Source organism: Pseudomonas sp. BJP69 (assembly GCF_007633355.1).
Lineage (GTDB): Bacteria > Pseudomonadota > Gammaproteobacteria > Pseudomonadales > Pseudomonadaceae > Aquipseudomonas > Aquipseudomonas juntendi.
Window position 1 is genome coordinate 5,301,153 of the sequence record NZ_CP041933.1, and the last position, 17,827, is coordinate 5,318,979.

General features: G+C 62.9%; 12 protein-coding genes. 4 read left to right on the top strand and 8 right to left on the bottom strand.

Going from position 1 to position 17,827, the window contains the following annotated elements:
* Positions 1–70: 70 nt before the first annotated feature.
* The 4 genes from FPB55_RS24725 to FPB55_RS24740 form a co-directional block, all read right to left on the bottom strand.
* Positions 71–1,165 carry a polyamine ABC transporter substrate-binding protein gene (locus FPB55_RS24725; protein WP_009681716.1) on the bottom strand — a complete coding sequence of 365 codons (1,095 nt, stop codon included), beginning with the start codon at positions 1,163–1,165 and terminating at the stop codon, positions 71–73.
* A 159-nt stretch (positions 1,166–1,324) separates the two neighbouring features.
* Entirely contained in the window at positions 1,325–2,422 is a 1,098-nt protein-coding gene (locus tag FPB55_RS24730) for a polyamine ABC transporter substrate-binding protein (RefSeq protein ID WP_009681717.1), read from the bottom strand.
* Positions 2,423–2,591: 169 nt separating this feature from the next.
* The gene (locus tag FPB55_RS24735) at positions 2,592–3,953 is read right to left on the bottom strand and encodes an aspartate aminotransferase family protein (protein ID WP_144189495.1); all 1,362 of its coding nucleotides are present in this window, start codon (positions 3,951–3,953) and stop codon (positions 2,592–2,594) included.
* A gap of 48 nt (positions 3,954–4,001) precedes the next feature.
* The gene (locus FPB55_RS24740) at positions 4,002–5,360 is read right to left on the bottom strand and encodes a glutamine synthetase family protein (RefSeq protein WP_009681719.1); all 1,359 of its coding nucleotides are present in this window, start codon (positions 5,358–5,360) and stop codon (positions 4,002–4,004) included.
* A 574-nt stretch (positions 5,361–5,934) separates the two neighbouring features.
* Here FPB55_RS24740 and FPB55_RS24750 point away from each other — a divergent pair.
* The gene (locus FPB55_RS24750; protein WP_009681720.1) at positions 5,935–7,311 is read left to right on the top strand and encodes a glutamine synthetase family protein; all 1,377 of its coding nucleotides are present in this window, start codon (positions 5,935–5,937) and stop codon (positions 7,309–7,311) included.
* Between the two features lie 301 nt (positions 7,312–7,612).
* Here the strand turns inward: FPB55_RS24750 and argA are convergent, their stop codons facing one another.
* Both argA and argE read right to left on the bottom strand, forming a co-directional pair.
* The gene (argA, locus tag FPB55_RS24760; RefSeq protein WP_029888017.1) at positions 7,613–8,911 is read right to left on the bottom strand and encodes an amino-acid N-acetyltransferase; all 1,299 of its coding nucleotides are present in this window, start codon (positions 8,909–8,911) and stop codon (positions 7,613–7,615) included.
* Positions 8,912–9,035: 124 nt separating this feature from the next.
* Positions 9,036–10,178, bottom strand: a complete 1,143-nt coding sequence (gene argE, locus FPB55_RS24765) for an acetylornithine deacetylase (RefSeq protein ID WP_115295046.1) — start codon at positions 10,176–10,178, stop codon at positions 9,036–9,038.
* Between the two features lie 168 nt (positions 10,179–10,346).
* Between argE and FPB55_RS24770 the strand changes: the two genes are divergently transcribed.
* Positions 10,347–11,714: a CYTH domain-containing protein gene (locus FPB55_RS24770; protein ID WP_029888015.1), complete on the top strand. Its 1,368-nt coding sequence runs from the start codon at positions 10,347–10,349 to the stop codon at positions 11,712–11,714.
* 134 nt (positions 11,715–11,848) lie between these two features.
* Here FPB55_RS24770 and FPB55_RS24775 read toward each other — a convergent pair whose 3' ends face one another.
* Positions 11,849–12,322 (bottom strand): Lrp/AsnC family transcriptional regulator, encoded by a 474-nt coding sequence (locus FPB55_RS24775; protein ID WP_054905209.1) that lies wholly within the window; start codon positions 12,320–12,322, stop codon positions 11,849–11,851.
* Between the two features lie 378 nt (positions 12,323–12,700).
* Between FPB55_RS24775 and FPB55_RS24780 the strand changes: the two genes are divergently transcribed.
* Positions 12,701–14,374 carry a GspE/PulE family protein gene (locus FPB55_RS24780; protein WP_029886239.1) on the top strand — a complete coding sequence of 558 codons (1,674 nt, stop codon included), beginning with the start codon at positions 12,701–12,703 and terminating at the stop codon, positions 14,372–14,374.
* Between the two features lie 86 nt (positions 14,375–14,460).
* Positions 14,461–14,775 (top strand): DUF2388 domain-containing protein, encoded by a 315-nt coding sequence (locus FPB55_RS24785; RefSeq protein ID WP_009684128.1) that lies wholly within the window; start codon positions 14,461–14,463, stop codon positions 14,773–14,775.
* A gap of 46 nt (positions 14,776–14,821) precedes the next feature.
* On the opposite strand, the gene gcvP is transcribed toward FPB55_RS24785, so the two are convergent.
* A complete protein-coding gene (gene gcvP / locus FPB55_RS24790; protein ID WP_144189497.1) occupies positions 14,822–17,695 on the bottom strand; it encodes an aminomethyl-transferring glycine dehydrogenase in 2,874 nt (957 codons plus the stop codon).
* Positions 17,696–17,827: the final 132 nt, after the last annotated feature.

The window sequence follows — 17,827 nt, forward strand, 5'->3', positions numbered from 1 at the left end:
AGTGAAACTCCCAACAAGATTTTTGTGCCCGCGCGGCCTGCCTGGCAGGCGCCGGCGCGGGTCTGGATTGTTACTTGCCCGACTTGACCTTGGTCCAGCTGCGGGTCATCAGCCGTTGCACCTTGGGTGGCAACTCTGAATTGACGAACATCTTGTCCAGCACTTCCTGCGGTGGGTAAACCGCGGCGTCAGTCCTCACGGCCTGGTCCATCAGGTCGCCAGCCTTGGGGTTCGGGTTGGCGTAACCGACGTAATCACTGACCTGGGCGATAACCTCAGGTTTCAGCAAATAGTTGATGAAGGCATGCGCCTCTTTGACGTTCTTGGCGTCCTTGGGAATCGCCAGTACATCGAACCAGAGGTTGCCGCCTTCCTTGGGAATGGCGTAAGCCAGGTTCACGCCCTTCTTCGCTTCTTCAGCGCGGGCCTTGGCCTGGAACACATCACCCGAGAAACCCGCCGCGACGCAGATGTCGCCATTGGCCAGGTCGGTGATGTACTTGGACGAATGGAAGTAGGTCACGTAAGGGCGCACGGCCAGCAGCTTCTGCTCGGCCTTGGCGTAATCCTTGGGGTTGGTACTGTTAGGGTTCAGGCCCATGTAGTTGAGCACCGCCGGGAGCATTTCGTCCGCCGAGTCGAGGAAGGCTACCCCGCACTTGGACAGCTTCTTCATGTTCTCGGGCTCGAACAGCACGGCCCACGAGTCGATGGTGTCCACGCCCAGGGCGGCTTTCACCTTGTCGACGTTGTAGCCGATGCCGTTGGTGCCCCACAGGTAGGGCACCGCGTACTGGTTGCCCGGGTCGTTCTTTTCCAGGCGCTTCATCAGCGCCGGGTCGAGGTTCGAATAGTTGGGCAGCAGGCTCTTGTCGAGCTTCTGGAACGCGCCCGCCTTGATCTGCTTGCCGAGGAAATGGTTGGACGGCACGACCACGTCGTAGCCGGTATTACCGGCCAGCAGCTTGCCTTCCAGGGTTTCGTTGGAGTCGAACACATCCTGCACGGGCTTGATGCCCGTGGCTTTCTCGAAGTCCGCGAGTGTGGTCGGGCCGATGTAGTCGGACCAGTTATAGAAGTGCACCGTTGGCGCCGCTTGGACGCTGCATGCCAGCGTCAGGCCCGCGCCGGCCAGCAAGGCCTTGCGGAATACAGAAATAGACAAGTGGGTGGTCCTCACAATCAGTGCCTGGGTAGCGACAATGCTGCCGCACACGCAAAACCGGCGCGCAACTTACCTTCGCAGCTTCGATGCCGCAATGAACAATTGCCTTCCAAAGCCTCTGGGCCGGCATTTACCGGCCCGGAGGTACTGCCACCGGGCTTATTTGCCCGATTTGATCTTGGTCCAGCTGCGGGTGATCACACGCTGTACCGAAGCATCAGGCGCGGCGATCGCGTACAGCTTTTTCTTCACGTCGGCAGGCGGGTAGATGCTCGGGTCGCTGGTGATGTCTTTGTCGACCAACGGGGTCGCGGCCTGGTTACCGTTCGGGAAGCGCACGGCGTTGGTGATTTCAGCCATGATTTCCGGCTGCATCAGGAAGTTCATGAACTGGTAGGCAGCGTCTTTATGCTCGGCATCCTTGGGGATGGCGACCATGTCGTAGAAGGTACCGGCGCCTTCTTTCGGAATCACGTAGTCCACTTTGACCTTGTCGCCGGCTTCATGGGCACGGGCCTTGGACTGCTCCAGGTCACCCGAGTAGCCAACGGCCACGCAGATGTTGCCGTTGGCCATGTCGCCAATGTACTTGGACGAGTGGAAGTAGGTGATCGAAGGGCGGATCTTGAGGAACAGGTCCTCGGCAGCCTTCAGGTCATCCTTCTTGGTGCTGTCGGTCGGCAGGCCCAGGTAGTGCAGCGCGGCCGGCAGCATCTCGGTCGGCGCGTCGAGGAAGCTCACGCCGCAGCTTTTGAGCTTGGCGATGTTCTCTGGCTTGAACACCACGTCCCACGAGTCGATTTTGTCCACACCCAGCGCGGCCTTGACCTTCTCCGGGTTGTAGCCGATGCCGATCGAGCCCCACATGTACGGGAAGGCGTGCTTGTTGCCCTTGTCACTGGCATCGCCCACGGCCTTGAGCAGGTCGGGGTCGAGGTTTTTCCAGTTCGGCAGCTTGGAGCGGTCCAGCTCTTCGTACACACCAGCCTTGATCTGCTTGGCCAGGAAGTTGTTGGACGGCACCACGATGTCGTAGCCCGACTTGCCGGCCAGCAGCTTGGCCTCGAGGGTTTCGTTGCTGTCGAAGACATCGTACTTGACCTTGATGCCTGTCTGTTTCTCGAACTTGGCGATGGTGTCCGGAGCGATGTAGTCCGACCAGTTGTAGACGTTCAACACCTTGTCTTCAGCCTGAACAGCGGAGGCCATGGCGCCCATCAGGGCGGCGGCCAGCAACGTCTTGCCCATTTTCTTCATGCGTAATGCTCCAGAATTTTTGTTTAGCCTTCCGTTCAGCTGCCAGAACCCACGGTGCAGAGCGTGCGGCGACTGAAACAGTCGCTAGTCTGGCAAGTTACCGGGCCCTGTATCAAGGAAAGCAGGGCCTGGTAACGACTTAATGTCACTTCGCTAGCCTAGCAAACGCTCACCGAATCGCTTCGAGTGTCAGGTCCAGGCATTTGCGCGCCTTTTCTACCAGCTCATCAATCTCTGCATGGCTGATCACCAGCGGCGGCGCGATGATCATGGTGTCACCCACAGCGCGCATGATCAGGCCGTTTTCGAAACAGAAGTTGCGGCAGATCATGCCCACACCCTTGCCTTCGTAACGGCTGCGGGTGGCCTTGTCCTTGACCAGCTCGATCGCGCCGAGCAGGCCCAGGCCGCGTACCTCGCCCACCAGCGGGTGGTCCTGCAGCTCACGCAAACGCTTTTGCAAATACGGTGCCGCTTCCGTGCGCGCCTTCTCGACGATGTGCTCGTCGCGCAGGATGCGCAGGTTTTCCAGGCCTACGGCGGCGGCCACCGGGTGGCCCGAATAGGTGAAACCGTGGTTGAACTCACCCCCTTCGCTGATGACCTTGGCCACGGTGTCCCGCACGATCACCCCGCCCATGGGGATGTACCCGGAGGTCAGGCCCTTGGCGATGGTCATCAGGTCGGGCTGCAGCCCGTAGTAGTCGGAACCGAACCACTCGCCGGTCCGGCCAAAACCGCAGATCACTTCGTCGGCGACGAACAGGATGTCGTAACGGGCCAGAATCTCCTTCACCTTCGGCCAGTAGGTCTCAGGCGGGATGATCACGCCGCCGGCCCCCTGGATGGGCTCGGCGATGAACGCAGCAACGTTGTCCTCGCCGACCTCCAGAATTTTCTGCTCCAGCTGTTCGGCAGCCCACACCCCGAATTCGTCCGCCGTCATGTCGCCGCCTTCGCCGAACCAGTACGGCTGCGGGATGTGCACGATGCCCGGAATCGGCAGGCCACCCTGCTCGTGCATGCCGCTCATGCCACCCAGGCTCGCGCCGGCGACGGTCGAACCGTGGTAACCGTTGACGCGGCTGATGATGGTCTGCTTCTGCGGCTTGCCCTGCAGCGCCCAGTAATGGCGGACCATACGCAGCACCGTGTCGTTGCCTTCGGAGCCGGAGCCGGTGAAGAACACATGGGTCATGCCTTGCGGCGCCACCTCGGTGATCGCCTTGGCCAGCTCCAGCGCCGGCGGGTGGGCGGTCTGGAAGAACAGGTTGTAGTACGGCAGTTCACGCATCTGCTTCTCTGCCGCCTGCACCAGCTCTTCGCGGCCATAGCCAACGGCCACGCACCACAGGCCGGCCATGCCATCGAGAATCTTGTGCCCCTCGCTGTCCCACAAATGCACACCCTGGGCCTTGGTGATGATGCGTGGCCCCTTCTCTTTCAGCTGCTTGTAGTCACTGAAAGGTGCCAGGTGATGCTCCCCGCTCAGGGCTTGCCATTCACGGGTTTGCGGGTTGTTGACGCTCATGGGCTTCTCCGTAGTTCGGCCGCCGCGCACCTGCGGCGCCAGGGTTGATCAGACAGCAAACAGCAGGAACTCACGCTCCCAGGAGCTGATTACACGTTTGAAGTTCTCGTGCTCGGCGCGCTTGGTGGCGACATAGCCGGTAATGAATTTCTTGCCCAGGTACTGCACCAGCGCACGGCTGTTCTCCATGCGCTCCAGGGCATCTTCGATGGTCAGCGGCAGGCGCAGGTTGCGCCGTTCGTAACCACGGCCCTGCACCGGCGCACTGGCTTCGATACCTTCGACCATGCCGATGTAGCCACACAGCAGGCTGGCGGCGATGGCCAGGTAGGGGTTGGCGTCAGCGCCCGGCAGGCGGTTCTCGACCCGGCGGCTCTGCGGGCCGGCATCCGGTACACGCAAACCGACGGTGCGGTTTTCTTCGCCCCACTCCACGTTGACCGGCGCCGATGTGTCGGGCAGGAAGCGGCGGAAGGAATTGACGTTGGGGGCGAACAGCGGCAGCGCCTCGGGGATGAACTTCTGCAAGCCGCCAATGTGGTGCAGGAACAGTTCGCTCATGCTGCCATCTGCATTGCTGAAGATGTTCTTGCCCGTGGCCACGTCGACCACGCTCTGGTGCAGGTGCATGGCACTGCCCGGCTCGCCGGTCATCGGCTTGGCCATGAAGGTGGCCGCCACGTTGTGCTTGAGCGCTGCTTCGCGCATGGTGCGCTTGAACACCAGGATCTGGTCAGCCAGGTGCAGGGCGTCGCCATGACGGAAGTTGATTTCCATCTGCGCCGTGCCGTCTTCGTGGATCAGCGTGTCGAGGTCCAGTTGCTGCAGCTCGCACCAGTCGTACACGTCTTCGAACAACGGGTCGAATTCGTTCGCCGCTTCGATCGAGAACGACTGTCGGCCGGTTTCCGGGCGACCGGAACGGCCTACCGGCGGCTGCAGCGGGAAGTCCGGGTCTTCACTGCGCTTGGTGAGGTAAAACTCCATTTCCGGCGCGACGATCGGCTGCCAGCCTTTGTCGGCGTAGAGCTTGAGCACTTTTTTCAGCACGTTGCGCGGCGACAGTTCGACCGGGTTGCCCTTCTTGTCGTAGGTGTCGTGGATCACCTGCGCGGTGGGCTCGATGGCCCACGGCACGAGGAACACGGCGTTTTCGTCAGGGCGGCAGATCATGTCGATGTCGGCCGGGTCGAGCAATTCGTAATAGATGTCGTCGTCGACGTAGTCGCCGGTCACGGTCTGCAGCAGCACGCTCTCGGGCAGGCGCATGCCCTTTTCGGCAATGAATTTGTTGGTAGGCGAAATCTTGCCGCGCGTGATGCCGGTCAGGTCACTGATCATGCATTCGACTTCGGTGATCTTGTGCTCTTTCAACCAATCGGTGAGCTGGTCGAGGTTGTTACTCATAAATACCTCAGGAGGTAAGGTGGTCCGCGACTTGATTCTGGATGGAGAAGATTGCTAAAGCAAAAACCCCCGCGCAGAGCCACAGTGGATACACTGAAATCAGCTGTGTCCGAAATGAGTTCAAAAGGCAGGAAGATGAAACGAAGGGCGGCAAGCCGCTGCGAGGGCAGGTCCGGGAACGCCAAACGTCAATTATTGCGGCCAGGGCGGCAGCAACAGCGACGCAGCTTGCATGAACGGCGGAGGTACCCGATGGCACTGCGCACGCAGTGCTTTCAGGTCGCGGCAAGCGGACCATGTGACCCTCGTATTATTGTGTTCTGGGTTGAGACCGAGCTTAGCCTTGTTCATTTTTTTACACAACACCCGCGTAAAAAATAAAACACGGCACGCTTGAGATAGCTCTTTACCGGGGAAATAGCGGATAATGCCATGCCCCGATTTGCAGCAAATCTGCCGTAGATGGGCCATTTCAGGGCATCATGGGGTTGGCTTGACATCAGTATGGCTTTTCGGTTGACTGGTCTTGCAAGCCCCCCTTGATTGATATTTTTAACAACAAAGGTGTTGCATCATGTCGGTACCCCCGCGTGCCGTTCAGCTTAACGAAGCGAACGCGTTCCTTAAGGAACATCCTGAGGTTCTCTACGTTGACCTTCTGATTGCAGATATGAATGGTGTGGTGCGCGGCAAGCGCATAGAGCGCACCAGCCTCCACAAGGTTTACGAGAAAGGCATCAACTTGCCGGCCTCCCTCTTCGCCCTCGACATCAACGGTTCCACCGTCGAAAGCACTGGCCTGGGCCTGGATATCGGCGATGCCGACCGCATCTGCTATCCGATCCCAGACACACTCTGTAACGAACCGTGGCAAAAGCGCCCCACTGCCCAGCTGCTGATGACCATGCACGAGCTGGAAGGCGAGCCGTTCTTCGCCGACCCGCGCGAAGTGCTGCGCCAGGTGGTGAGCAAGTTCACCGACATGGGCCTGACCATCTGCGCCGCGTTCGAGCTGGAGTTCTACCTGATCGACCAGGAGAACGTGAACGGCCGCCCACAGCCACCGCGCTCGCCAATCTCGGGCAAACGCCCGCAGTCGACCCAGGTGTACCTGATCGACGACCTCGACGAATATGCCGACTGCCTGCAGGACATCCTCGAAGGCGCAAAGGAACAAGGCATCCCGGCCGACGCCATCGTCAAGGAAAGCGCCCCGGCGCAGTTCGAAGTCAACCTGCACCACGTGCCAGACCCGCTCAAGGCCTGCGACTACGCGGTACTGCTCAAGCGCTTGATCAAGAACATTGCGTACGACCATGAAATGGACACCACCTTCATGGCCAAGCCCTACCCGGGCCAGGCAGGCAACGGCCTGCATGTACACATTTCCGTGCTGGACAAAGATGGCAACAACATCTTCACCAGCGAGGATCCCGAGCAGAACGCCGCGCTACGTCACGCTGTCGGCGGTGTGCTCGAGACCCTGCCAGCGTCCATGGCGTTCCTCTGCCCGAACGTCAACTCCTACCGCCGCTTCGGTGCGCAGTTCTACGTACCGAACGCGCCAAGCTGGGGCCTGGACAACCGTACCGTGGCATTGCGCGTACCGACCGGCTCGGCCGATGCTGTGCGCATCGAGCACCGCGTAGCCGGTGCCGACGCCAACCCGTACCTGATGATGGCTGCCGTGCTGGCGGGCGTGCACCATGGCCTGACCAACCAGATCGAGCCAGGCGCGCCGATCGAAGGCAACTCGTACGAGCAACTTGAGCAGAGCTTGCCGAACAACCTGCGCGATGCCTTGCGTGAGCTGGACGACAGCGAGATTCTGAACAAGTACATCGATCCGAAGTACATCGACATCTTCGTCGCGTGCAAGGAAAGCGAGCTGGAGGAGTTCGAACACTCGATCTCCGACCTCGAGTACAACTGGTACCTGCATACCGTGTAAACAAAACGCCGCCGCCAAGATGTTCTGTACACGCTGAGATTGCCGGGGCCGCTTTGCGGCCCTATCGCCGGCAAGCCAGCTCCCACAGGGATCGCCTTAGGGCTGACAGGTGTTTGCCACAAGGTATGGCAGCGCCTGTTAGAGCGAGCGCCGCCCGCGCGGCGCTCGATCTCACAGGCGCTGAAGATGCTCCGGCTACCCTTGCCAGGAACCATAGAATCTCCCACAGGTACTGCACAACCTTCAGGGCTGGCGCTTTCCCTGTGGGAGCCGGCTTGCCGGCGATAGGGCCGGTACAGGTTTACAAAGACTTCTCGAAAATCTTCGAATTACGCTGGTAGTTGTACAGCGATGCCCGCGCTGCCGGCAGCCGCTCCACGCCACTCGGCGCAAAGCCACGTTCGCGGAACCAGTGCGCCGTGCGCGTGGTAAGCACGAACAGGGTACTCAAGCCCATTTGCCGCGCACGGCTCTCGATACGCTCCAGCAATTCGTCGCCCCGCCCACCATGGCGGTACTCCGGGTTGACCGCGAGGCACGCCAGCTCGCCGGCCTCGGAATCGGCAATCGGGTACAGCGCCGCACAGGCGATGATCATGCCTTCGCGCTCGACCACACTGAATTGCTCGATCTCACGCTCCAGCACCTCGCGCGAGCGACGCACCAGGATGCCCTGCTCTTCCAGCGGGCTGATCAGGTCGAGCAAGCCACCGACGTCTTCGATGGTCGCCTCGCGCACCACCTCGAACTGCTCCTGCGATACCAGCGTGCCGCCCCCGCCGCGGGTGAACAGCTCGGTCAGCAGGGCGCCGTCTTCGGCATAACTGACGATGTGGCTACGCGCGACGCCGCCCTTGCAGGCTTCAGCCGCAGCATCCAGCAACTCGCCCTGGTAATCGCTGCCCAGGCGCTGCAGGTGCGGGGCCACCTGTTGTGGGCGCAGCTCGCGTATCAGCTTGCCGTCTGCGTCCAGCAAACCTGGCTCGGCGCCGAACAGCAGCAGCTTGTCGGCACCCAGGTCGATGGCCGCGCGGGTAGCGACGTCCTCGCAGGCCAGGTTGAAGATCTCCCCGGTGGGTGAGTAACCCAAGGGCGACAACAGCACGATGGAGCGCTCGTCGAGCAGGCGGCTGATGCCCTTGCGGTCGACCCGGCGCACTTCGCCGGTATGGTGGTAGTCCACCCCTTCGAGCACACCGATCGGCCGTGCGGTGACCAGGTTGCCGGACGCCACGCGCAGGCGAGAGCCCTGCATCGGCGAGGCCGCGATGTCCATCGACAGGCGCGCCTCGATGGCCAGGCGCAGGGCGCCGACGGCGTCGATCACGCAGTCCAGGGTGGCGGCATCGGTGATGCGCAGGCCGCGGTGGTAATGCGGCGTCAGGCCGCGCTCAGCCAGACGGCTTTCGATCTGCGGGCGCGAGCCGTGCACCAGTACCAGGCGCACGCCAAGGCTGTGCAGCAGGACCAGGTCGTGGACGATATTGCCGAAGTTGGGGTGCTCTACCCCATCGCCAGGCAGCATGACCACGAAGGTGCAGTCGCGATGGGCATTGATGTACGGGGAGGCATGACGCAGCCAGTTGACGTAATCGGGCATGACAGGGCCTGTGGATAAGTGGACGGAGAACGGCGATACACGGGGCGTTCAGGATCATCGTCGGAACAGGCTTGCGGTCACGCGCGGTCTCCTCTAGGCAGGAACGAATCAGTACGATTGACGTTTAGTGCAGGCAATAGTGCCGGATCAGGTCACGCAATAGACGCACGGTAGGCTCGATTCGTGACATTTCAAGGTATTCGCCAGGCTGGTGGGCGCAGGCGATGTCGCCGGGGCCCAACACGATGGTCTGGCAACCCAGCTGCTGAAGATAAGGTGCTTCGGTGCCGAACGCCACCGCTTCGGCGCGATGGCCGGTCAGGCGTTCGGCTACCTGCACCAGCTCGGCATCGGCCGCCTGCTCGAACGGCGGCACCTCCGGGAACAGCGGTGCGTAGTCGATACGGACCTCGTGGCGCTCGGCCAGCGGCTGCAGTTTCTCGCGGATGGCCGACCGCAACTGCTCGGCATCCATGCCCGGCAAAGGCCTAAGGTCGAACTCCAGTGCGCACTGGCCGCAGATACGGTTTGGGTTGTCGCCGCCGTGGATGCAGCCAAAGTTCATGGTCGGGGTGGGCACGCTGAACTGTGGGTTGCGGTAGGTTTGCTGCCATTGCTGGCGCAGGCCCATCAGCTCGCCCATGACCGCGTGCATGGCTTCCATGGCGCTGTGGCCCAGGCTTGGGTCCGAGGAATGGCCGCTGCGCCCCAGGATATCGATGCGCTCCATTAGGATGCCCTTGTGCATGCGGATCGGCCGCAGCCCGGTCGGTTCGCCGATCACCGCCGCTCGCCCCAACGGCTGGCCGGCCTCGGCCAGGGCGCGGGCACCAGACATGGAGCTTTCTTCGTCACAGGTGGCGAGGATCAGCAGGGGCTGCTTGAAATCGTGCTCCAGCAGCGGAATGACGGCTTCGATGATCAGGGCGAAGAACCCTTTCATGTCGCAGCTACCCAGGCCAACCCAGCGCCCGTCGGTTTCTGTCAGCTTCAGCGGGTCACTGCGCCACAGTTGTTCGTCGTAGGGCACGGTGTCGCTGTGCCCCGCCAGCACAAGGCCGCCCGGGCCGGTGCCGCGGCTGGCCAGCAGGTTGAACTTGCCGGGGGTAACCTGCTGAATGTCACACTGGAACCCCAGGTCGCCCAGCCAACCGGCCAGCAGCTCGATGACCTGGCGGTTGGACTGGTCCAGCGCTGGCTGGGTGCAACTGACCGAAGGCGCGGCGATCAAGGCGGCAAACTGGTCTTTCAGCGTCGGCAACGGCATGCGCGTACTCCTGGGAAGCGTTGCCCATCATAACAATGCCTATCGTTCCCAAGGCAAGCGTGTGGGTTTCTTCGCGGGCGAGCCCGCGAAGAAACCACCGCGACCCGACAGAGCGCGGCCGACTGCTGTAAACTCCTTGCCAACCACGCCCCCTCCTTCGAGTCTGTGATGCACAAAGAAACCGAACTCAAGCTACGCGCCAGCCGCGAGACCCTTGCCGCCCTGCGCGAGCACCCTCTGCTGAAAAAGCGCAACAAGTCCGGCTGGCAGACCCGCGAACTGACCAACCAGTACTTCGACACTGCCGAGCGTGAGCTGTCTGCTGCCCGCGTGGCCCTGCGCCTGCGTCGCGATGGCGATGTGGTCATCCAGACCCTCAAGTGCCGCGGCCAAAGCGTAGCGGGCCTGTCGGAGCGCAATGAGTACGAGTGGAACCTGGACAAGCCCAAGCTGGACCTGAAAAAGCTCGATGCCACCTGCTGGCCCGAACAACTGGCCGGCCTGGACAAAAAGACCATCAAGCCACTGTTCACCACGGACTTCACCCGCGAGTTCGCCGAAATCGCCTGGGGCCGTGGCAAAAGCAAGGTGGTGATCGAGGCCGCGCTGGACCAAGGCTTCGTGGTCGCCGGCAAGCGCAAGGAAGCCATCTGCGAGCTGGAACTGGAGCTGCGCGAAGGTGAGCCGCAGGCACTGCTGGAACTGGCCGCCGAGCTGGCCGCCAGCCTGCCGTTGATGCCGTGCGACATCAGCAAGGCCGAGCGCGGCTACCGCCTGCTGGAGCCAGACAGCTATGAGCTGGGCCTGCCAGGGGCCGAGCTGGACGCGGAAATGGCCGTGGACGACGCCTACGCCGCCTTGGCCTGGCAACTGCTGGGCAGCAGCCAGCGCCTGGCCGAGCAGTACCGCCACAATGGCCACTGGCGCCTGTTGCAGGACTGGGTCGAGTGCCTGAGCGAACTGCGTGCGTTGACCGCCAGCCTGGGCCAGGCCGCACCGCGTGCCGCTACCCGTGAACTGCGCAGCAGCCTCGACGCCCTGCTGGAAGACTGGCGCCCGCTGGTGCAGGCCGGTAACGACGACGAAGACATCCGCCGCGCCGCGCCCGAGCAGTTTGCCGAAGAGCTGGAAGACGTGCGCTGGGGCCAGTTCTCCCTGGAAACCTCACGCTGGCTGCTGGCCCGCACCTGGACAGTGGAACGCAAGGGCCGTGGCGAACGCCAGGGCAAGGCGCAGCTGGCCAGCTGGATGGGCCATTTGCTGGGTGAAGAAGGCCGTGCACTGAAGCTGCCGCTGTACACCCAGCGCCCCGAAGACCTGGCTGAGCAGCTGCCGCGGATCGAACAATTGCTGGCCTGGCTGCACCACGCCCGCCAGGTGCTGGAAGCACCGCAGATGGACCGCCTGTATGGCGACCTGAAGAAGCTGCACGAGCTGGCCGAACTGCCGATCAGCGATGAAGTGCTGGAAGCACGCATCGACCAGGCTCGGGCAGTCGACCAGAGCCGTGGCTGGAAGCACCTGCTCAAGGCCTGATGCGGCCCTGTAGGAGCGGCCTTGCGTCGCGAAAGGGGTGCGAAGCGCCCCCGGGATCTGCGCTTCAAGCACATACTGCCGGGGCCGCTTTGCGGCCCTTTCGCGACGCAAGGCCGCTCCTACACGAAACCACGTCAGCGAGTCTTGAGCGGCAGGCTGGTCGTGGACTTGATCTCTGAAAGCGCCACAATCGAGTTCACTTCCTGAATCCCCGGCACGTTCGACAGCTTTTCGAAGAAGAACCGCTCATAGGCCTCGATATCCGAGGTAACGATGCGCAGCAAAAAATCCACCGCGCCCATCAGCACATAGCATTCCAGCACCTCCGGGAAGCCGCGAATGGCCTCGGTGAATTCGGTAAAGTTGGAGCGCCCGTGGGCATTGAGCTTCACCTCGGCGAATATCTGGGTGTTCAAGCCGATCTTCTTGCGGTCGAGCAAGGTCACCTGCCCACGAATCACCCCCTCGTCCTTCAAACGCTGGATACGCCGCCAGCACGGCGACTGTGACAGCCCCACACGCTCGGCAATCTGCGCGCTGGAAAGCGAAGCGTCCTCTTGCAGCAGTTCAAGAATGCGCCGATCGTAGGCGTCCAGCTCGCTATGCATTGCTGTTTCTCCATAGTGGGTGCTGACGAATTGCTCAATTCGGTAGCCAAGCAAAATGGTCAAATCATAGCGAATAAAGGCTGCCTTATGCCTGTCAGTTAAGCGTTACTGGGGCTGCTTTGCAGCCCTTCGCGGGCACGCCCGCTCCCACACGTTAGGCGCTGAACTCAAGAAATGCGCGATCCCCTGTGGGAGCGGGCGTGCCCGCGAAGGGTCGCAAAGCGGCCCCAAATTACTTAACTGACTGGCATTGGCCTATAGCCTCGCGGAATGCCTCTACACCGTACGTGTAAAACCCCGAAACCCTTCCCCCGTGATGCCCGCGCCCCGCCCGGCTAGCCTGATCGGCACATTCCCGATCAGGCACGGACGCCCAGCATGCATAGCCCGCACACAATGACCCTCGACCTTGAACACGTGCTCGCCGCCCTGGTCGCCGACCAGCACCTGCACGCCAACGACGCCGAGCACGTGCTCGACAACGCCGCCGCCCACCCCGCTTGCCATCCGCTCGAACAGATCGCCGCCTGCAGCCTGGAACACCGCCAACAGCCTGGCCAGCAGCTGGACCTTGAGCACCTTTGCCAATGGCTGGCCCGCAAGGTCGGCCAGCCTTACCTGCGCATCGACCCCATGCAGCTCGACCTGCCCCAGGTCAGCGGCCTGATCGCACCGGCCTTCGCCCAGCGCCACGGCATCCTCATCGTCGCAGCCGACGCCCTCGGCGTTACCGTCGCCAGTGCCGAGCCCTACCAGAACGACTGGCAGGCCGACCTGGCCCGCAGCCTGGGCCGGCCGATTCGCCGGGTGCTGGCCAGCCCGTTGCAGATCCGCCAGGCAGGGCAGTCGTTCGAGCACCTCGCCCAGTCGGTAAAAGGCGCGCAATACCAGCAGGCCGCCGGCCTGGGCGAACTCGAGCAACTGCTGGAACTGGGCAAGCGCCAGGCCGAAGCCAGCGCCGACGACGCGCACATCGTGCACATCGTCGACTGGTTGCTGCAGTACGCTATCGAACAACGTGCCAGCGACATTCACCTGGAACCCCGCCGCGATCAGGGCCAGTTGCGCTACCGCATCGACGGCCTGCTGCATAACGTGTACGCCTTTCCTGCCGGCGTAACCTTGGCACTGGTCAGCCGCCTCAAGCACCTGGGGCGCATGGATGTGGCGCAAAAGCGCCGGCCGCAGGACGGCCGCCTGCACAGCCGCCTGCCCGGCGGCGGTGAGGTCGAGCTACGGCTGTCGACCCTGCCAACCGCCTACGGCGAAAAGCTGGTGCTGCGCCTGTTCGACCCGCAGCAACTGCACGAGGGCTTCGACCGCCTCGGCCTGCAAGGCCAGCAACTGGCCCAGTGGCAGCGCCTGCTGGGCAAGCGCCAGGGCATCATCCTGGTGACGGGCCCCACCGGCTCCGGCAAGACCAGCACGCTGTATACCAGCCTCAAGCTATTGGCCACGCCACAGGTCAACCTGTGCACCATCGAAGACCCCATCGAGCGCCTGGAGCCGGCGTTCAACCAGTTGCAGGTGCAGCCCGCCCTGGACCTTGGTTTTGCCGCCGGGGTACGCGCCCTGCTGCGTCAGGACCCGGACATCATCATGATCGGCGAAATTCGCGACCGCGAAACGGCCCTGGTGGCTGTACAGGCCGCACTGACCGGGCATTTGGTGCTGTCTACCCTGCACACCAACGATGCCTGCGCGGCCATCACCCGCCTGCAGGAACTGGGCGTGGCCGACTACCTGATCAAGGCGACGCTGGTCGGCGTCATGGCCCAGCGCCTGGTACGCACCCTGTGCCCGGACTGCCAAGCGAATACCTGCGCCCACTGCCGTACCTGCCGAGGCACCGGCTTTCATGGCCGCACCGGTTTATTTGAACTGCTCGAGCCCAGCGACCAGCTGCGCGCGCTGATCGGCCGGGATGCCGACCTGACCATTCTGCGGCAACAGGCCCGGGCCGATGGCCTGGTGGACCTTCGCCGTTGTGGCGAGGCCAAGGTGACCACTGGGCAGACCTGCATGCATGAGGTGCTGCGCGTCTGCGGCTGACGAAAAGCCCCGGCATTCAGGAACTTGCCCCATTGGAAAAGATCCAACGGCGCATCTTCAACCCCCACCCTTCGAGGTGTTTCAACATGCGTCTCAAAACTGCCGTTGCCGCCGCTGCCCTGCTCTCGCTGCCTATGGGCTCGGCCATGGCTGATACCTTTTGGCGTAACGTGATTTCTTCCGGGGCAACGACTGGTTCGACCTACCTGACGTCGCGGGACCACAAGCTTGTCCTCGCCGCGCAGGACGACGCCAGCAGCTTCGTTGCCAGCGAAGGTGCGATTCGTGGGCCGTTCCTGGAAGCCGCCATGCACCAGGCGCGGGCCGAGAACCCGGGGCTGCAGGCCTCGGACATGGAGCTGGCCAATGCCATCCTGGCCAAGAATGCGGTAGCCGAGTAAAACCCCGGGGCGCGCGCTGCGCGCCCAATCGGTCACCCCTGCGCTATCAGCGATAAGCCTCCACCGGCACACAGGCACAGAACAGGTTGCGGTCCCCATACACGTTGTCGACCCGGTTAACCGCCGGCCAGTACTTGTGTTGGCGCACATGCGCAACCGGCGCCACCGCCTGCTCCAGGCTGTAGGGCCTGTCCCATATACCCAGGACATCGGCCAAGGTATGCGGCGCATGCCTGAGCGGGCTGTTCTCTGCCGGCCACTTGCCATCCTGAACGTCCGCGATCTCCGCGCGAATTGCCAGCATCGCTTCGATAAAGCGGTCCAGCTCGGCCTTGGACTCACTTTCGGTCGGTTCCACCATCAGCGTACCCGGCACCGGGAACGACATGGTCGGTGCATGGAAGCCGTAGTCCATCAGGCGCTTCGCCACGTCCTCCTCGCTGATGCCCGTCAGCGCCTTCAACGGCCGCAGATCGAGTATGCACTCATGCGCCACGCGCTGGTTACGCCCGCGGTAGAGCACCGGGAAGGCTCCAGCCAGCTGGCTGGCCAGGTAGTTGGCAGAGAGGATCGCCACCTCGCTGGCGTCCGCCAGTTGCGGGCCCATCATGGCAATGTACATCCAGCTGATCGGCAGAATGCTGGCGCTGCCCCAGGGCGCAGCGCTGACCGCACTGTTGCTCGGATCCAGGCCGGGGACCGGTACCACCGGGTGGCTGGCGACGAAGGGTTGCAGATGAGCGCGAACACCGATCGGCCCCATGCCCGGACCACCACCGCCGTGGGGGATGCAGAAGGTCTTGTGCAGGTTCATGTGCGACACATCGGCACCGATGTCGGCAGGGCGCGCCAACCCCACCTGGGCATTGAGGTTGGCGCCGTCCATGTACACCTGGCCGCCGTGCTGGTGCACCACGTCACAGATTTCGCGAATGCCCTCTTCGTACACGCCGTGGGTTGAGGGGTAGGTGATCATCAGGCACGACAGGCGCTCACCGGCTGCACCGGCCTTGGCCTTGAGGTCTGCCAGGTCAACGTTGCCGCCCTGATCGCAATCGACTATCACCACCTCCATGCCGGCCATCTGTGCCGACGCCGGGTTGGTGCCGTGGGCCGACGACGGGATCAGGCACAAGGTACGCTGCGGTTGCTGGCAGCTGCGGTGGTAGCGGGTAATCGCCATCAGGCCAGCGTACTCACCCTGGGCCCCGGAGTTGGGCTGCATGCAGATGGCATCGAAGCCGGTAATGGTGCACAGCCAGCTTTCCAGCTCGTCGATCATCGCCTTGTACCCGACGGCCTGCCCCGCCGGGGCGAACGGGTGCAGCTGAGCGAAAGCAGGCCAGGTGATCGGGATCATCTCGCTGGTAGCATTGAGCTTCATGGTGCAGGAGCCCAGCGGAATCATCGACTGGTTCAGCGCCAGGTCCTTGTTCTCCAGCTGCTTGAGGTAGCGCAGCATCTCGGTTTCGCTGTGATGCAGGTTGAACACCGGGTGGGCAAGGAACGGCGAATGCCGCACCAGGCTGGGCGGAATGCCTTCGGCCAGGGCCGACTGGTCAAGCGCGGCGATGTCCAGCCCGTGGTCAACCCCCACGAAAATGTCCAACAGGCGCAGCACTGTCTGCTCGTTGCAGGTTTCATCCAGGCTCACGCCCAGGTGGCCGCGGCCCAGTATGCGCAGGTTGACCTGTGCGGCTTCAGCGCTCTCGATGATGGCTGCCTGTGCGCCACCCACGTCGAGGGTAAGGGTGTCGAAGAAGTGCTGGTTGAGGCGCTTGATGCCTTTGGCCGCAAGGCCGGCCGCCAGAATGACCGTCAGCCGGTGCACGCGCTGGGCAATGCGCTGAAGGCCTTGCGGGCCGTGGTAGACCGCGTAGAAGCCGGCGATGTTGGCCAGCAGCACCTGCGCCGTGCAGATGTTGGAGTTGGCTTTTTCACGGCGGATATGCTGCTCGCGGGTTTGCAGGGCCATGCGCAGCGCGGTGTTGCCACGGGCATCACGCGACACGCCGATGATGCGCCCGGGCATGGCCCGCTTGTAATCGTCGCGGCAGGCGAAATACGCCGCATGTGGCCCGCCGTAACCCATCGGTACACCAAAGCGCTGGCTGGAACCCAACACCACATCGGCGCCCAGCTCGCCGGGCGGCGTGAGCAGTACCAGGCTGAGCAGGTCGGCAGCCACGCTGGCCAGGGCGTGCTGGCCATGCAAGTGCTCGATCAGCGGGCGCAGGTCGCGCACCTCGCCGTGGGTATCGGGGTACTGCAGCAAGGCGCCGAATACCGCATGCGTGTTCAGCTTATCCACAGAGTCGATGATCAGTTCGAAGCCGAAGCCTTCGGCGCGGGTCTTGAGCACTGACAGGGTTTGCGGGTGGCAGTGCTCATCGGCGAAGAATGCATTGCTCTTGCTGCGCGCCACGCGCTTGGCCAGGGCCATGGCCTCGGCGGCGGCAGTCGCCTCGTCCAGCAGCGAGGCGTTGGCCAGGGCCAGCCCGGTCAGGTCGATGACCATCTGCTGGTAGTTCAGCAGCGCCTCCAGCCGGCCCTGGGCTATTTCGGGCTGGTAAGGCGTGTAGGCGGTGTACCAGCCGGGGTTTTCCAACACGTTGCGCAGGATGACCGTGGGGGTGATGGTGCCGTGGTAGCCCATGCCGATCAGGCTGGTCCATACCTGGTTTTGCGCAGCATAACCCGCGAGTTTGGCCAAGGCCGCCTGCTCGTCGAGTGCCGGTGGCAGGTCGAGGGGGCGCTGCAGGCGGATGCCTGGCGGAACGGTTTGCTCGATCAGCTCGGCGCGGCTCGCCACGCCCAGTGCATTGAGCATGGCCTGCTGCTCGGCGGCATCCGGGCCCAGGTGGCGACGCAGGAACGGGTTGAGCTCTTGCAGTTGATGCAGGGACGGCGACTGGGACATGACCACGCTCTCTTCCTGGAACAGCTCTCATGGAGACTACAAGTCTAGGAAGGGATTGCCGGTTGTGCGGGGAAACTTGTTTGGTCAGTACCGGCCCTATCGCCGGCAAGCCGGCTCCCACAGGGATCGCAT